Source organism: Pseudomonas sp. Irchel s3b2, from assembly GCF_900187445.1.
Taxonomy (GTDB): domain Bacteria; phylum Pseudomonadota; class Gammaproteobacteria; order Pseudomonadales; family Pseudomonadaceae; genus Aquipseudomonas.
Genome location: NZ_FYEB01000001.1, coordinates 652,901 through 668,806 on the forward strand (window position 1 = coordinate 652,901; position 15,906 = coordinate 668,806).

Genomic DNA, 15,906 nt, shown 5'->3' on the forward strand with positions numbered 1-15,906 from the left:
TGTGTAAAAACGTTTTAGAACAGGTTTGGCAGTCAGGATGGGGACGAAAATCGCGTTTCTACGCAAATTTTTGCGCCACTGACCAACCAAGCGCCGACAGATTTTACATAGCAACGCTGTCTTCAAGATGGTGACCGCGTTTTTACACAGTCTGGGCCGTTAGCTGCCAGCTGCCGCTCACGAACGACCGCTTTCGGCCCAATAGCGGACGGTCAACCCTGGCGATCAATCGTGACCCCGCCCAACGAAGCTACAAGCCTTTTATATGTTGGGGATTGCATCCGGTGCCTCTGCGGGGATGAAACACCGAACGGGCCTAGCGCCTCAGATCTAGCGAAGCAGATACACTATGAGTAAATTGGAGCAACAATCGTTAACGAAAGGGAAGACCGGTGCATGATTGTAATTGACATAAACAGATCCGAAAAATGGGTCGCATTTGCTGTGACAGGTGTGCTTTCCATACCACCCATTGGCCTTGGACTAGGACCTGACATGTACCTAATCCAAGATCAAAAGGACTCTAACTCCGGCACCTCTCAGCTTTTCTCGGCAGTTGAAGAATCTTTTCAACAGTTTGGAGTTACCGATCACATCCCGCTGACATTAGGCTATATAAAAGTACTTTTAATCCCGATGAAAGACGTCACGGACTACGGTATAAAATTAGGTTTGATGGTGGCCGATCTGGCGCTTTCTGTCTTTAATAAGAAGGTCGCCATGGCGCGAGCGCGGCTTATTAATTGGCATCGAAGAGACGGGGTTGCTATTGGCGCGATATTTGAGAAGGGTAAGTGGACACCAATAAAAAACAGTAATACGGCCATGGGCCCTGGTCTTCGATGGGATCCAGGTACGAGCTACTGGGACAAATTCCTGCACGATCATCTTCTGGGGAAACTCACGCCTCTTGGAAAAGCCTTAAGTAAGTGCATGTCTTGGGATAGGGAATCGCAACAGACAGCCAATATATCGCACAGGTTTGCTTTCTCATGGATTGGCTTGGAATCAATGCTGCCTCTAGGAGAGAAGGATGGTCCCGGAGCAGGCAAACGCTTTTCTATCCTCGTTGGAGCACCTGGTAAGTACTACTCAAAAAAAATTAACGAAAATGAAAACCTAAGAGAGTTTCTGGCCGCCACTTCTAATCCCCATGCGAAGAGTTGGAGGGGAGTAATCGAAGACATGTTTAGGTACCGCTGTGAGATTTTCCATGAAGGCGGCACCGAATTTACATCGGATACCATTGAACCTCTCAAAGCAGACTGGTACGCGAAATTAGCTGATTTTTTGTGTGATCGATTAGTCACGCTAGGCGGCATGGCATTTAACGATAATATCGACTCTGTTGAGGAATTCTGGGATTCATACGTGCTCAACTTCCTCTTATCCCCGGACAACAAATGGAACAAAACAGGTGTATTTTTCGGTGAGCATTTAATAAATTTTGACTGGCCGTCAGGGCTCTATCCAGAGATCAACCATATTTGATATTTGGAGACTCAAGTCTGAAGGCGTGGCGGCTGTCGAGGTGGCTTATAGGTCGGTTGCTGCCTCATACGACAGTCCGCTCAGGAGCTATAGCTGCCTGTTAGTTTTCACTCGGGCGACATGAGGACGGCCAAGGTCAGCTTTATAAATTCCTCGTTCTTGTCGATTGTGTCCAGGGCGCCGCGCACGTTGTCGGCAACGTCGCCGGCTCCTCGTTGCTCAACCCAATTTGAGAGCTCCATGATGCGGCCTCAAGGGCGAGTTGGTTTTCGTTGATTTTGAAGAGAAGGGAAGGGAGTAGATCAGAATTAGGCATCGCGAATCCTCCTTGGAGATTCCAGCGTAGCAGTAAAACCACTCAACATGGATTGCGATTATGGCCATAGTACTGTGGCGCAAAAATGGGGCAATTCGCACGCTAATCTATGCCCTTCAATGAGGGCAGCTATCGGCAAATTTCGGCCTTTCAGGAAAGGCAGAATACGGCCAATCGAACCCTGCCATTTCCGCTATAGGAGTTACCAGCTGGATATCTTGTGTAGATGAGTGATGTCCGACTCAGGGTGCTTGACAAATCTCACGGCATCACAAAATTTATGGTCAGATTAAACTTCCTGGCAAACTGGTGTGGACACGCTCGCCGGAGATGCTTTCTAGGAACTCTTGAGGGAGAACCCTTTCGAACACATCCAGCGTGGCGCGCATTACGCCTAGATGTTGATCCCAGTCCCCACCTTCTACTCGTCGCCACGACCCCGGCATATATCTCACAAGTATTGATAGCGAGTACAAAATTGCCAGAGCGATTGCCCTGTAATCTTGCACGCCACCAAGCACTGGCATAATTAACGCCGGGGCCTGCAAGTAAGGGCTTCGATGTAAAAGCAACGGTTCATACCAGTAATTCAGTCCCGGATGATCGACTCGAACTCGATATTGGCTCTCTTGATCGCTATCTTTCACCTTCGTCAACTCAGCGAAAGGCCATTCCTGAGAGGCAATCCTACTTTCCGAAACTCGCCGAGAGTGATTTGATAAAAATATATAACTACTTGATGCCGGTACTCCTCGCTGCCTATGAAGAGATGCAGTATCTACATGTGGGATAACCCATGCCGGTTCATCCTCGTAAACCTGCAAGAATAAATCACCCAGCTCAGGGATCGCGGACAGTAGCACTGCCATCGACGCGAAGCTTTGTGCAGGATACTTTTCAGCATTCTCAAGATCTCCCGCGGCTTTGGCTTTGGCCCTCGGATATGCGGAGGTGTCATACCCCAGAAAACTAGCCCATTGCGGGTAGAAGCCAGTTGCCAGCACGCCTACGGTTAGGTCACTAAAATTTCCTGTTTCGGAAGCCAAAGCAAAAAGCCCGTGCCCCTGCTTGGTCATGCCCTCTAGCTCATCAAGGTCAGCGGGGCCATTAGGTGCAGCGAGCATCTCTGCGAAAGCCAGACTCAGGGTGCCGTAATATAGGCTTAAGACCCTCTTGTTCAGGCTTTCGTGAGGTGCCCCTTTGTAGTAGTCAGCGGCGTTACTCACCGAAAACGCGATACCAGATGCTTTAGATTGAATCTGAGCATGGGCCAGCTCAACTCCTTCAATCTCTGCACGCCGCGCTACCAGCTTCTTCGCCAGCTCTAAACTTGAAAACTGGCCCAAATGCGACCAGATCCCCGCCAAAGGGCTTTCTGAGACGATTCTTCTTATCGTCCCACTAGAGGATTTGAAGTTTTTAATTAGTTTGGGTGGGGCGACCTCTCTATTCCATTGGACAAGCAGGGGGAAAAAGTCACCCACTGATGACACAGGAGTTGAAATGCCGTATGCGAAGCTTTCAACAAGATAGAGCTGACCATTGATAAATATATGGCTAACTTTGTTATCTAGCTCCTTGTAGTGTCGATTGTCTGTTGCGGAGCTATACATGAGGGCAACGGTATGTGAACTGCCAGTTTTATCAGCATTAATCAACAAATACTCTCCGGCCTCAGACTCTTCAGCGATCGTGGCAGTCCACCCATGAGACAATAAAGGCTTTAGGATCTGTTGATTAGCGGCGTCCCGCAAAATCCCCATTCGCAGCTCTACTCCGCTTCCTGCCATCGCCTGCCTCCGTCTTTTAGAATCTTTTTTGGGCTCGATGTCGATCAAATCCCGACATCAAAAAACTACATTATCAGAAAGGAGTGACCAGACTGATATCGCATTTGCTTGCCTAGATATCGAGAACTGCTCCATTTTTTGACTCCCTGACTCCCTGACTCCCGTGTCCTTTGTGCTTCTGTGCCTTGGTCGATCATCACAGGCCAACGCTACGAACGCTGCTTGCGACTCATCCGCGAATACCCCTAAGCTCGAGGTTCGCAAGAGTGTTGCCCCGCGGGCGAAGTATGCAAGCCATCGACTGGTTGAGTTTGGAACAATTACCGGAGAGCGAATCCGCACTACACCGGACCATCATCTCTATGTACCCAGCTTGGACTGGCCCCGAGCAGGGGAGCTTGCGCCACGGCAGCTCTTTGCGCGCTGTGATGATTTCCCTGCCTTGCCGTCAATGCCGCAAGACGGTGGAAGTCTCATTAAGAATGGCGCGCAAGCTGATCCGGCGCGGTCAGAGCGGGACGACCTGCGGACGAGAGTGCGCCGATCTGAGTCGGCGCGGGGAGAATCATCGGAGGGTGCAAACGCAGCGGGAGCGACCCAAGGGATATTGGGAGTTCCTGCGCCTGTCGCGCTGGCCATCCGCGCCCCAGGAGCTGATAGCCGAGCTGGTCAAGGGCGCGCCGCACTGGCTGGGCCAGAAACCGGGCACGCTTAAACCGGGCGACCGTTGTACGCATCTGATCCTGCTGATTCCTTGCGTGCGCTGTGGCAAGCAAATGGAAATCAAGCACACCCTTGCGTTGTGGCGGATGAAGAAGGGCCGGCAGCAGATGTACTGCTCCGTGGCCTGCAATACGCAGGCGCAGCAGACCGAGCGGGCCTGCGAAATCTGCGGTAAGCCGATCCCACGAAAACATGCCCGGCAATCCGGTCGGGACAAGATGCCGAAGCGCGGCCGCCGAACTTGCTCCAAGGCGTGCTATCAGGCGTTGTGGCACCAGTCTCGCAAGCTCATGCCCATCAACTGCGGCGAATGTGGCGTCGAATTCCAGCCGAAATCCTACCGCACGCAGTTTTGTTCCCAAGTCTGCAAGAACGCGGCACACAGCAAGCGCATACAAGGGCTTGGGAATATGAACTACAAACACGGACGCAGCTATGCGGCACTATTCAATAGAATGCGTCCGCTGATTATCGAACGGGACGAGCGCAAGTGCCGGGCCTGCCTGGCGACCATGCCTGCGGTCGAGAAATTGCGCGCTCTGGGACAGAGCGGCTGGCCGATCCATCACGTCAATGAAATCCCGTGGGACAACGAACCGCAGAACCTGATTCTGCTGTGTAAGTCCTGCCACGCGAGACACCACCACTCGAATGTGTCGCCGTATCCATGGTTAGCCGAATGGGCAGCTTTGATAAGCTGGTGTATGACCTCCAAGTGGAAAGAACAAGTTGCTTCTTTGCACACTCGATTCTCGTCCATAACTGCCGACTCATCGACGGCCCGATCAAGACCGCGGAAGAGGCGCGCAGTAAAGACATCCACGACCGCATCAGGAACTGGCTTGCCCAAGTTGCCCTTAATCACCAATGTGAACTAGCGGTGAATCGGGTTCTGGATAATGTTGGCCCGCCGCATAGTACGTAGTCCATCCATAAGATTATTTAAGGAGCTGACACCTTCTCGCTTGCATTCGAATGATGGTGGCAGCCGTACGCAGGTGTGTAAGGCCGGGCATATCGGACCCCGGCAGACCCAAAGGAATTCCCCACGCACAGCCGCCATATAGCGATCCTAAAAGCATTTCAATGCTCAATGGTTGGCGAGGCATTTGCGCGGCGATACCTACCGGACTTGCATGTCCGTGTCACCGTTTTTTGCGTTGACGATCAGACGTTAACAGCGGATATGGAAGGTGCCTAGTTCATGGAAGCTCGATTTTTCGAAAGAATGTCTGAGGAGGCTGAAGGATTAGCTGCGACGTTCACGACAGACAGCAATCGGCCAAAAGCAGTCATTCGAGGGGGTATATAAATTGGACGATTCAATGTCCAACATTTGTTTGGTCTAATTCAGAGCTTGAAAGCACCGCCAGATAGCTGAGAGTCGAGGTGATGAGGCACTGGAAATGGCGGGGAGACCGAAGTCCAACCGCCAGCTACGACGGCTTATGCTAAGCCGTCGCTGTCCGACACTATGTAGACACCAGCGACACCCGTCATGACATTATTAAAGCTACTCTCGTCTTTGTTTATTGTAAATGTAATCTACTGACAGATTGCTAGCAGCTTCATTATTGGTATCATACTCAAAACTTCCGCCAATGTAAGCTCTCAGTATGAATGATAACTTCACGTGATTGTCTTCGTGTTCAATGTTGTACAAGGATCTAATGGCTTCAACCTCATCAGCATATTGCTTGTATTCTGTGGAATCGATTGAGACCACCAAGTCAACTCTCCGCATCTCAAATTCGGATTCAATATAAACACTATCGCCAGGAAGCCCCTTGATTGAATTTATTTGCGTGTGCTCTAATCCTTCAAAGATATCTGAATTCACTTCAAGAATAGGAGTTAACTTATCGGAAAACAGTCTGGTTTCCAGCAATTCGCTGAGATCATCATTATTCATTGCATTTAGAAAGCACTCTGTCTCAGAGACCAGAAAATCCTCGAGATCTTCTAATAACTTGCGCTGATCAAATGAGTGAGGTGTTTTATCAACATTTTCTTTCACGAAATCATAAACATTTAAATACGGTTTAATATTCGCCTTAATGTTGCGCTCCGCTATATCCCTCAAAAGATCATCATTGAATGAGAGGGTTTTATCTTTGAGCTGAAAAAAATCGTGTTTATTATTTGTTATGAAGGCCACATCGCCTTCTATGTTTTTGGAAGATAAATAATCAAGGAAGGACAGCCAGATCAGGGTATCTCTATAACCTTTTTCCTCATTGGTAAATGGCTTTATAGAGCTAATTGCTCTTTGAACCACAATGCTATGAGGTACATTGTCGTATTCAATTCTATCGACCCAGTCCACCCGCTCTTTCAGTACATTAGTCAGGTCATAACTTTGAAACCCAAAATTGTCGATATCAAATGTTAGACTCTTTTGGCTCAACTGATTCCCTTTTCTTATTATTCTGCTTAGCTCCGACTTAACTTCATTAAGCTCGCGCTGCCTAATATTGTTTGCTTCTTGTATCACTATGTTTGACAGCAGTAACTCATACTCCAAATTATTCAGAAAATAAAACAATAGCTTGAAGTTAGCATTGGTTGCAAACCAGTTCTTATAAAATACATTTGTATCTAGAAATACTTTCATCAAAACCCGTCCTGAAGATTTTTCGTTTGCGCGGCCCAAGATAGCTAACGTTTGAGTAAAAGGAAAGCCAGAAGCGTAGCCCACGTATCTCCCTAGATACTGAAACTAATAACGGGAGCATATTATTAAGTTGAATTGATACCGGCTCTGTAGCTGCTTCGAGTGTCCGCTTTTAGTGGCTATCGCCACCGGCAGTTATTGGCCGATTGCTGCCTGTCGCGAAGGGCTGTAATCAACCCTTCGCAGTCGTTCGCAAAAGGCAACAACTGGCCAGAAGTCGTCACTCGCCTGACGACAAAAATGCGCCCACATTTGAGTTTGATGGAGTGAGCTCCGCTCGATGAAACTTTACCGTTATGTATTGCCCGTTTGGTCTTTGCTCGGAAAAATGAAAGGAGCTGCGGCTACGTCAAATTTATCTATTGTAATAGTGATCTTATCGTCATCGGAGTCCATATCACCAGTTACGTCAAGGTTGCTGATCATAAATCCATTTTTGAGATTACTGGCAAAGGGGTTCGCGTGGTTCGTAGGTTCATCCCATCCGTGCGCTCGAATGAACTCTTCAGTAGATATCTCCCCTGCGAGAAGTCGAAGCAGCCCTCTAGATGAGATTGTGATCTTACTGCCTTGCATAGAATATCTTCCTAATTGATCGTATCCAACGCCTGGAGTTTTCAGCAGCGAAGCAGAATGATAGGCGGGGCGTAATGGCATCGGTAAGTTTGGTAATGCGACATGCAACGCTGCGGTCAATGATTCGATTGATTCATTCGTAGCTCGGCGAGAGCGAGCCAAAAGAGGAGCACAGATTAGCTCGTAGCTCATCTGATATTTTGGTGGACTACCAAATAGATGATGTTGCTCATCTATGGTGGCTAGCAATACAGCATCAATACTACTATTCTGACGAAGAAAGTCTTCTGCGACTTCTCGCGCGCTATAGGTATAGTGTGATTTCCCTCGATTCCCGCTTCTAATTAAATCGCAACCGCCATCACAGGCAATGATAATACGAAGAGAGTCGTCTGGCGCGCCATTTAGCTGCTTAACTTTCCCTTTGAGCGCGCTAAATAAAGGATTGATACTTTTTGATGTGGCTACAGTGTAGCTAGTATGGCTGCCTCCACCATTCTCCCAATTCGGATCGTAAATGATTTTAAGGTTGGTGTTATTTTCGGTACGATCAAATCTTGATTTGATTGTGGGGGCTTCTCTGATGCTATAAAACCATGGTTCAAGCTCTGTTTTGATGAAGCTACTCATCTCAGATTTCTCAGGTAGCATCAGGCGCATTTTGCTTCTATGGCGAGGCCCTGTGGTTTCTCCACGCACATCTATCCAAAAATTTCCGGGGCGCAATCGAAACTTAGATGCAAGCCGGAAAATTTCTTCACTGATATATTTTAGGGGGTTCTGAGCGTCAAGCCCATCATCTGATATTGTGGTGATATCGCCGATGATCGTTAGTGCCTCGCCGTCTTGCTTATTTATCGTCCAGCGGATGTCAGGGCAACGTCCATTTGGCAACGCCTGCTCGTGCTTGAGGTGTCCCGCCTGGGAGAGCCCATGTAATATTACTAGCTCCCACATTACATGAAGCCGGGTGGCATCCGTAGCGTTGAGTCTGTTGATGATTGCCGTGAGCTGAGTGGGGCTAAGGGTTTTCGCAAGGTTATTGATGCGAGCTTGCATTGCTCTACGTGAAAATACGAAATTAGTCACTCATTTTCTCCACGGGTCGGTCATCGTCCATGGGAGGCATTATGACATTGCACTCGACGAAGGGCAGCCTATTGGTCGAAAGCAGGCGATCAGGAGCGTCCGCTTATGGCTGTGTGAAAACGTTTTTCAGCGCGACAGATACTCAAAACCGGACTGGAAATCGCGCTTTACGCGAAATCCACATCTGCTGACGTGCCGATAAATTTCAGATTTAACGTAGACGCGCACACTTCAATTTTGGCGAAGCGTTTTTACACACTCTGGACCAGAAGCGGACGTTCGCCTTTAGCCACTCCTACCGTCCTTGAGGATCTTTCGATCAAGGCGGAAGTGTGGAGTGGCAGGTCCATTCGCGACCTTTGTGAGTATTTGGCTGTATGCCACGTGCTCCCTGGACTTCCGCTCGCTGGGATGACCAACCCGAGTGCATCAGTAGTCTTGCTTCGCAGATAGGTAAGGCAGCGCCTGTCTAAGGACTCACGTCACTCACCCTGCTGCAAGCTGAACCGACTGCCAGCCGGATTGTAAACAGCCCCCGCTCTCGAGGGAAATAACCAGCGGGGCGGAGTTGTGTTCGTCGCCGGAGGTCAGTGAAGGGCCGATAGAACTAGAAATTCTGGATATCAGTGAGGGTCGCAGCAAACGCCTGGAGAATCTCCACCTTGCTTCGGCCGCCGCCGGTGAGGTGGATGAACTCATCAAAATCGATGTTCACGAGCTTGCCTGTTCTCGGATTCATCAAGACGCACGACCTCCACTCATCTTTGCCCGTCTCTACAGCAGCCGCATAGCTCAACAGCCAGTACATTGCGACTTGCCTATAATCGGCAGCGGAGAAATTACCGGCTATGCATTTCACCTCGATTAGCGTCGACCCGGCAAAAAAATCGCCGGTTCCTGAGGCGATCCAGCGAAAGCCGGGTATCACCGGCGCCGCGCCATATGCCGAGTTACAATCAGTAGCTACCTGCTTGACCATAGTCACCAAGTTGTCCGCTACGCGCCGGGCGATACGTTGATCATTCTCAGAAATTTCCGATGGGCTGATTGCATCGAAGAACTTGCTTTGCCTGTCTGTAGCGGTGGCAACGCATTCTCCCCACGTCGGATTGTTACCAAGGACAAGCTGCTCACCTACGGCAAAGGCCAGTTCGAATAGGAGAGATTTTTGCAGTTCACTTGCCTGAATCGCGTCTACCGGCACGACAATCACCGCACAACCGATAGCCAATTTGTTATAAAAGGACACGATGCTAGGCGTTAGCCCTGGGAAAATAGCATTCAGTATGCCGGGAATATTTCGAGCAATCGTTCTAGGATCACGGCCAGCTCTAGTTGTCATCACACCAGCTCCGATAGAGACCGGCGAAGGTCGGGCGATCCTGACGCTCTATTCCTAGCCTCCATGATTGCTCCAAGCTTGGCCCAATCTGACGGCGTAGGCCATCCCCTTGATCTCCAAAGGACTCGGCCGCGAGCCATGTCAATCGCTGACATTCAGCATTGATTTCGCTCCATCGGCTTGAGACAGAGCTGAAACCGGACCTGTCTTTCCATAGACGCCAGCAGTCTATGCACGCCCTTTTGACGGTGTGGGACGAGTTGTATTTATAGGTACTTTGGACAAAAGCAGCTCTGGCTGGCGTTTGCGCAAACTTCAGCACCCGAAGGTAGTGCAGTAAGCTGGCTTCAGCTTGCAATAAATGAGCAGAGTGGACAGCCACTCTATCTATTACCGCATCCAGATTGGAGTGGATTTCCTCATATCCCGCGCCCGCTCTGAGATTGGCCACACCTCGCATGATGGTTGACCACGAAGCGCGAAAGGCATGCAAGTTATTCGGTTCCAGTAGCGTCGACGCGAGTTGCAGGGCTACGATTGGGCTGTGGAACTTCAGGGTCCTACCTATTTGGGTTATCAAGAAATTATCCGGAAGCGACTTTTGCAATTCGTTGCCGAGCAATTTCTGGACGTCTAGATTTTCGACAGTCATTTTCAGCGACTCATAATCCCCCTCTGGGTTATCAGAGTAAGGATCATAATGTAGGTCGATATGTCTCAAGATTCCGGCGTTGGTATCGTCGCCACCAAGCTGAGTAGTAACGTATTCCTCATAATGCTTAGCCGTCATCATTATAGTTTTCGATTTATTTAGCGTGATCCCATAGTCCGCGAGAGCGTGTGATAGAAATGCTAGCCCTGCGTAAGCGGCGGAATTCGAATCTGCAATGAGCACATAGTCGTCGACATACCGGTACCAACGTAAGCCGTCATGTGTCATTCGATGGTCGACAGAGTTCAAAAACAGCTCCGCCAGAATCCGCGAACACTGTCCACCGACAGGTAGTCCGAAGGAACGTCCCGCTGAAAACTTTGATAACAGTGCGGTGATTTGGTTACCTACCCTGCCATCCGGGAACAGGTCATCTATGAGGTTTTCTAAGTAATGATGCGAGATGTGTTCGTAAAAGCTTGAAATGTCGGTTTGGACGACTACTGTCCCCTTGGGGGCGAGCGCAGCCTCTTTCGACGTAGCCTCTCTGAACACTCTCCAGGATGAGCCCCGGTCGAATAGCTCAGACCCGCCCTCCGCCTGGAACCTGTATGAGAAGGTTCGCTGATCACGTCTTGGCTCTAACTGATCGGCGATAGCTACGCCGAGTCCGTTGAAATAAATGCTCCAAAACGGGTGGAGCTTTGTAGTCACCCTGAATCCTGATGCACCGGTTGCGACCAAAAGGCGCTCGCTGAATACAGTTAATGCTGCAATTTTGTTCTTGCTGTTGGACACACCGTCTTTACGCAACTCCTCCGAAAAACCGAAAGCGATCTCTGCTAGCTCATTTTGCTTAGCTGAAACGAAATTCGTGTCTACATCGAAAGGCAGCGTGTCGTTGTCACCGTGCGCTCCGATATCAGCTGCCGCACGGAGAAAATGCTCCAGTGTTACTTCAGACATATCCTTTCCCCGGCCGACGACCTGTGTTAGCCGGGCTCAGTGCACCGACAATCCCTCACCCAGCGATCATCTCAGCACGCCCGGTGCATGTCGATAGACGCTTCGTAGCGTACGCAGCCATCTGAACTTAGCTTTGCACCTTCCGCTGATCGAGTGAACCGGATCACCGTCATTGTGCTGGTTGACAAGCCGCTTCCAGCCGCTCGCACCTGGCGCCGCAGGTCCAGGTCTTCGTTTATCGGGTGCGTGAACAATTCCCAAAACTCTATGGACGCTGGACGGCAGCGCATAACGGAGTTTCGTTAAATGTCCCCTCACAAAAAAACACTTGGTGGGCTTTTTTGCGCCTGCTGGACACCAGCCCTCCGGAGGCTGGCCTACCATTGCCATAGTGAATGGTTTTACGCGCACTTAGCCCTTGTCGTTCATTGCCAAAGGACCGCTTTTGAATGTCCGTGACCTACCTGCCGCTGGAGGCTTGGAACAAACACTGGAAACTTGACGGCGTACTGGTGCGCTGTCGATTGTGTGGGAGCGCCCAGGGCCTCACGGACGCCGGTGCTTTTAATCATGCGCTCGGCTGTAAAGCGCGGAGCTTGAAAGCCCAATACCCTAGTCGAGAACTGGCTTTCATCCTGCAGCAGAAAATCCAATCAGAGTTGTTTTGATACGTGCACAAGACGGCCACCCCCGGGGCGGTGTCCCGCTCAAAGCGGATGGCATAGTCGTACATGGTCACTTCATGAAGATCAGGGCCATGGCACCGCCGATGACCACGAACATCCCTGCAACGATGGTCACCGGGCACCAGAACAATTCCCAGGCCGTGAGCTTGCTGGGTTCGGCAGTTGTACCGCTGGATTCAGTCGCCGACAAGCTGGTTCCGGTACCGACAAGCCGCATGGTTTCGGCCCTCACCTTAACAATGTCAGCGTGAATCTTTTCGAGTTCCGCCTGGGTCAACATGGTGTCCACCTCCGGGGTAAGCAGCCGATCACATGAAAGCGATCATGGCTTGCGTGATGGTGCAGTTGTGTTCCTTCGCGTAAGCCTCGATCTGCGCCATTTTCTGGCCTTTCTCGATGGTTTTACCCGCTTCGCGTGCTCCCTTGTCCAGCACACGCGCTTCGATTTTCCTGTTCGGTTTTCTGTTCCTTGAGCCCTTCACGGCGTAACTACTGTTTCTCAGTGCAGCCGCGTTCGGGTTGTTCTTCGCGGTTTTCTTCTTACGTTTGCTTTCGCCATCACCAAACCTCCTTGCCAACGGGTGGGCCCCAGTCAGTTTCTGGGGGCCGGTTCTCGGGGTGATCATGGCCAGCAGTGCGTCCAAGTCCGGGGCTTCCCGCTCAAAATGCAGGGCCGTCTCGAAGTCCTGTCCACCGTAAAAAACGCCCAAGATGGAAACCTGCTTGGCCTCCAAGGTAAAAGCAATCACGGCCCGTTTGCAACCCATTGCGGACGCTGACTAACGTTGGAAATGACCGGCGGCCATTAGGCTGGCGAAGCCAGCCGATTGGACGTCCGTGTCGATTGACCTGTTAGCGGGCAATCGGCAGTTCACGCGCCTTGGCCTTGGCGGTCCGTCGGAGTTCTGAGAGCTTCTGATGGAATGCATGCCGCCTATTCTGATCAAGGTTGAGCGGGAGGGAAAGTGTGGAAATCATGTGTTCCTCCAACACCCAGGGCGCTGGGTGCGGGCACCAGGCGACGAAGGCGTTTTCTTCAAGCCACTCCGACAGCTTCATCTCACCCGAACTGAATGTCATTCGGAATCCGCTCCCAACGCGGCGCAGCTCGATTCCGAGTTCTTCAGCAAGAAGGCAGCCAAGAGTGAGTCGGAGCGTGGAGCCCTCCGCGTTGCCGCGGAAGTGGTATCGAACGCGATGAAGCAGGCTTTGTTTGGACGGGGGTTTTCCGTTGGCAGGAGGAAGGCGAGGAGAAATTCCGGTGTAGAGGAGCGTGAGGTCCTGGTAGGTATGGCACCCGCTCGTCGGAACTCCAGGCGGAATGCAACGGAAATACCAGGCATAGACGCCAGGCTCCCTTGGCACGGGGCAAGGGCGGGTGAGCACTTCAGAGCGAGTCCATAAGCGACTCGGGTTCAGCAGTGAGGTAGCTTCTTGCACGCCGCTTGACTCCCTAACGCCCGCTTAATGGAGGGGGGAGTCGTCAGCGTGCTCGGACGAGCATCACACCTTTCCCTGTCTAGCTAGCTTAGACGTGGTTGCGGCAAACGCGATTTCGCCCGGAGGGAAGCACTAAAAAGATTAGGGCTTGCAGGCCCTATGCGAGCTAAGGTGATCATCGAGAGGGTTTAAAAGATCGAATGCTGATGGAAAGTAAGAGACAGTTCTTACTCCTCGCAGCTGCAAGTGATCCCCGAGCTGAAGTAAGGAACTCTTTGGCCATGAATATTGCTGAAAATACTCTTATGGAATTGGGCTGGGATGCAGATCAGCTCCGGGTGATTGAGGCGGATACGGATGCCCGGCTTTTCGTCGAGGCGGGCCCCGGAACCGGAAAGACAGCTGTCGCTTGCGCGCGCCTCGCCTATTTGATTACTCAAGAAGATCTTGAGTCCAGCAACACTTGGATGATCAGCTTCACGAGGACCGCAGTAGCGGAGATTCGTGCACGACTGCACTCTTACGTGGGCGATGCATCCTTTGCTATCAGAATTGCTACCATCGACTCGCATGCGTGGTCCATCCATTCCGGGCATGACCCGAATGCCAGGCTGACTGGATCCTATGAAGAAAACATAGACCGAGTCATCGAGCTGTTGAAGACTGACCTAGATGTGGCAGACGAGCTGTCACAGATAGAGCACGTCGTGATTGACGAGGCACAAGACCTCGTTGGGCGGCGAGCGGACCTGATCGAGGCTCTACTGGCGCGGTTGCCTTCGGACTGTGGTGTCACGGTTTTCTCCGACGAGGCCCAAGCAATCTATGGCTTCTCTGACAACAGCATAGGGCGTCGTAAAGGGGGGGGCTCCGAGCCCGGTCAGCCCTTGCTCGGCCGTTTGCGGGCCGAGAAAGCTCTGGGTTTCACTACGCTGGTCCTGCAGAAGATTTATCGTACGTCCTCTCCCGGACTTCGGAAGATCTTCTCGGAATTGCGCCAGGATGTCCTCGACAAACAAAAACATCGCGATGGATTGCATGCCGAGACAGCGGAAAGAATCCGAGAGCTGGCCGACAAGAGCGGGCTAAAGTGGATCGATATGAAGGTCGCCGATTTCACCAGCGACGATCTTCTGCTATTCAGAACTCGTGCTGAAGTGCTCATGGCGTCGCAGTTCTGTGAGCTTCCCCATCGGCTGCGACTATCAGGGTATGGCGGAACCTTGCCGGCATGGCTGGCGATCTGCTTTTTTGATTTCGTTGAGCCATTCCTCGCAGAGCGGCATTTTCTCGATCTCTGGGCCTCGCGCATCGAGGGCAAGGCTGCGCCTCAGTATGGGCCTGCCGAAGCTTGGCGGCATCTCATGCGCATTGCAGGGCGCCAGGATGGGTCCATCGACATACAGAAACTGAGGCGGCGGCTGGGCCAGCCCCGGCCCCCGGTCGAGCTGACTCTCCCTGAGTACGGCCTTCACGGACCGATCGTAGGGACGATTCACGCGAGCAAGGGACGAGAGGCGAGCAACGTCGTTCTGCTACTGCCGAATGGTGCGGAATTCGAGTGCATTGAAGATGAGGCCGAAGAGGCCCGCGTGCTTTTTGTCGGAGCCACGCGCGCGCGCACATCCCTCATTGTTGGAGAGTGTAGCGCCCTCAGAGCGTCAACCTTGCGATCGGGACGGGGTCATCGCTCGACGAGAAACGGCCAGTCGGTGATGGTCGAGATTGGCCGTGAAGGCGATATAACGTCGCGTGGTCTTGTCGGTTGTAGCGAGTGCAGCGCAGCCGATGCCTCGGCAGGCCAAGCCTTTCTGACCAAGGTCGCCGATGTTGTCACCACCTACAAGCTGGAAGCCGATCCCGATCTAGATTGGCGTTACAGGATCCATACCGGTAGCGACGGTCTCTGTGTTGGTGCACTGTCGCGCAACCTTACGTACGACCTCTGGGAGATACTTGCGAACAGAAACCAGAAGCAAAGCCACAAGCCGCCGAGCCACGTGAACCATGTGAGAGGTCAGGGCTGTGCAACGATCGTTCTGGGCCCCGACGACAGTGACCTCGAGACCCTGCATGAGCCTTGGGCCTTCTCCGGTTTCGTCCTCGCACCGAGAATTGCGGCGTTTCCCCCCTTCTACTTTCATGGCCGGAGGTAGCGACC

Annotated in this window: 12 protein-coding genes and 1 pseudogene; 4 read left to right on the forward strand and 9 right to left on the reverse strand. The window is 51.6% G+C overall.

Features of this window, described 5'->3' with window-relative positions:
• The first annotated feature begins 396 nt into the window (after positions 1-396).
• Positions 397-1,491, forward strand: coding sequence for a hypothetical protein (locus CKW20_RS03100; protein ID WP_095051607.1), 1,095 nt, complete (start codon positions 397-399; stop codon positions 1,489-1,491).
• Between the two features lie 107 nt (positions 1,492-1,598).
• On the opposite strand, the pseudogene CKW20_RS29680 reads toward CKW20_RS03100, so the two are convergent.
• Positions 1,599-1,807 (reverse strand): annotated as a pseudogene (locus tag CKW20_RS29680) (hypothetical protein).
• A 284-nt stretch (positions 1,808-2,091) separates the two neighbouring features.
• Positions 2,092-3,645 (reverse strand): YaaC family protein, encoded by a 1,554-nt coding sequence (locus CKW20_RS03105; protein WP_256584978.1) that lies wholly within the window; start codon positions 3,643-3,645, stop codon positions 2,092-2,094.
• Between the two features lie 1,354 nt (positions 3,646-4,999).
• Here CKW20_RS03105 and CKW20_RS30095 point away from each other — a divergent pair.
• Entirely contained in the window at positions 5,000-5,245 is a 246-nt protein-coding gene (locus CKW20_RS30095) for a hypothetical protein (protein ID WP_176466847.1), read from the forward strand.
• A 588-nt stretch (positions 5,246-5,833) separates the two neighbouring features.
• Here CKW20_RS30095 and CKW20_RS03120 read toward each other — a convergent pair.
• The 4 genes from CKW20_RS03120 to CKW20_RS03135 all read right to left on the reverse strand — a co-directional run bounded on the left by CKW20_RS03120 (position 5,834) and on the right by CKW20_RS03135 (position 11,619).
• Positions 5,834-7,018 carry a PIN domain-containing protein gene (locus CKW20_RS03120; RefSeq protein WP_218227988.1) on the reverse strand — a complete coding sequence of 395 codons (1,185 nt, stop codon included), beginning with the start codon at positions 7,016-7,018 and terminating at the stop codon, positions 5,834-5,836.
• Positions 7,019-7,288: 270 nt separating this feature from the next.
• Positions 7,289-8,659, reverse strand: a complete 1,371-nt coding sequence (locus CKW20_RS03125; protein ID WP_256584980.1) for a hypothetical protein — start codon at positions 8,657-8,659, stop codon at positions 7,289-7,291.
• A gap of 607 nt (positions 8,660-9,266) precedes the next feature.
• Positions 9,267-10,001: a hypothetical protein gene (locus CKW20_RS03130; RefSeq protein WP_095051612.1), complete on the reverse strand. Its 735-nt coding sequence runs from the start codon at positions 9,999-10,001 to the stop codon at positions 9,267-9,269.
• Positions 9,991-11,619: an RNA-directed DNA polymerase gene (locus tag CKW20_RS03135; protein WP_095051613.1), complete on the reverse strand. Its 1,629-nt coding sequence runs from the start codon at positions 11,617-11,619 to the stop codon at positions 9,991-9,993. Before CKW20_RS03135 ends, CKW20_RS03130 begins: the two co-directional genes overlap by 11 nt.
• Before the next feature lie 449 nt (positions 11,620-12,068).
• Here CKW20_RS03135 and CKW20_RS03140 point away from each other — a divergent pair, with 449 nt between their 5' ends.
• Complete coding sequence (locus tag CKW20_RS03140) at positions 12,069-12,287, forward strand: hypothetical protein (RefSeq protein ID WP_095051614.1); 219 nt, start codon at positions 12,069-12,071, stop codon at positions 12,285-12,287.
• A 67-nt stretch (positions 12,288-12,354) separates the two neighbouring features.
• Here CKW20_RS03140 and CKW20_RS03145 read toward each other — a convergent pair whose 3' ends face one another.
• The 3 genes from CKW20_RS03145 to CKW20_RS30100 form a co-directional block, all read right to left on the reverse strand.
• Positions 12,355-12,585, reverse strand: coding sequence for a hypothetical protein (locus CKW20_RS03145; protein ID WP_095051615.1), 231 nt, complete (start codon positions 12,583-12,585; stop codon positions 12,355-12,357).
• A gap of 28 nt (positions 12,586-12,613) precedes the next feature.
• Positions 12,614-13,054, reverse strand: a complete 441-nt coding sequence (locus CKW20_RS29760; protein ID WP_256584981.1) for a hypothetical protein — start codon at positions 13,052-13,054, stop codon at positions 12,614-12,616.
• Positions 13,055-13,157: 103 nt separating this feature from the next.
• Positions 13,158-13,745 carry a GIY-YIG nuclease family protein gene (locus CKW20_RS30100; protein WP_095051616.1) on the reverse strand — a complete coding sequence of 196 codons (588 nt, stop codon included), beginning with the start codon at positions 13,743-13,745 and terminating at the stop codon, positions 13,158-13,160.
• Positions 13,746-14,026: 281 nt separating this feature from the next.
• Between CKW20_RS30100 and CKW20_RS03160 the strand changes: the two genes are divergently transcribed.
• Positions 14,027-15,901 carry a UvrD-helicase domain-containing protein gene (locus CKW20_RS03160; RefSeq protein WP_176466848.1) on the forward strand — a complete coding sequence of 625 codons (1,875 nt, stop codon included), beginning with the start codon at positions 14,027-14,029 and terminating at the stop codon, positions 15,899-15,901.
• Positions 15,902-15,906 lie beyond the last annotated feature (5 nt).

Bases quoted from the DNA above. Each gene is read 5' to 3' on its own strand.
- CKW20_RS03100 (WP_095051607.1), top strand. From the start codon at position 397: ATGATTGTAATTGACATAAACAGATCCGAAAAATGGGTCGCATTTGCT.
- CKW20_RS30095 (WP_176466847.1), top strand. From the start codon at position 5,000: ATGGGCAGCTTTGATAAGCTGGTGTATGACCTCCAAGTGGAAAGAACA.
- CKW20_RS03130 (WP_095051612.1), bottom strand. From the start codon at position 10,001: ATGACAACTAGAGCTGGCCGTGATCCTAGAACGATTGCTCGAAATATT.
- CKW20_RS03135 (WP_095051613.1), bottom strand. From the start codon at position 11,619: ATGTCTGAAGTAACACTGGAGCATTTTCTCCGTGCGGCAGCTGATATC.
- CKW20_RS03140 (WP_095051614.1), top strand. From the start codon at position 12,069: ATGTCCGTGACCTACCTGCCGCTGGAGGCTTGGAACAAACACTGGAAA.
- CKW20_RS03145 (WP_095051615.1), bottom strand. From the start codon at position 12,585: ATGTTGACCCAGGCGGAACTCGAAAAGATTCACGCTGACATTGTTAAG.
- CKW20_RS03160 (WP_176466848.1), top strand. From the start codon at position 14,027: ATGAATATTGCTGAAAATACTCTTATGGAATTGGGCTGGGATGCAGAT.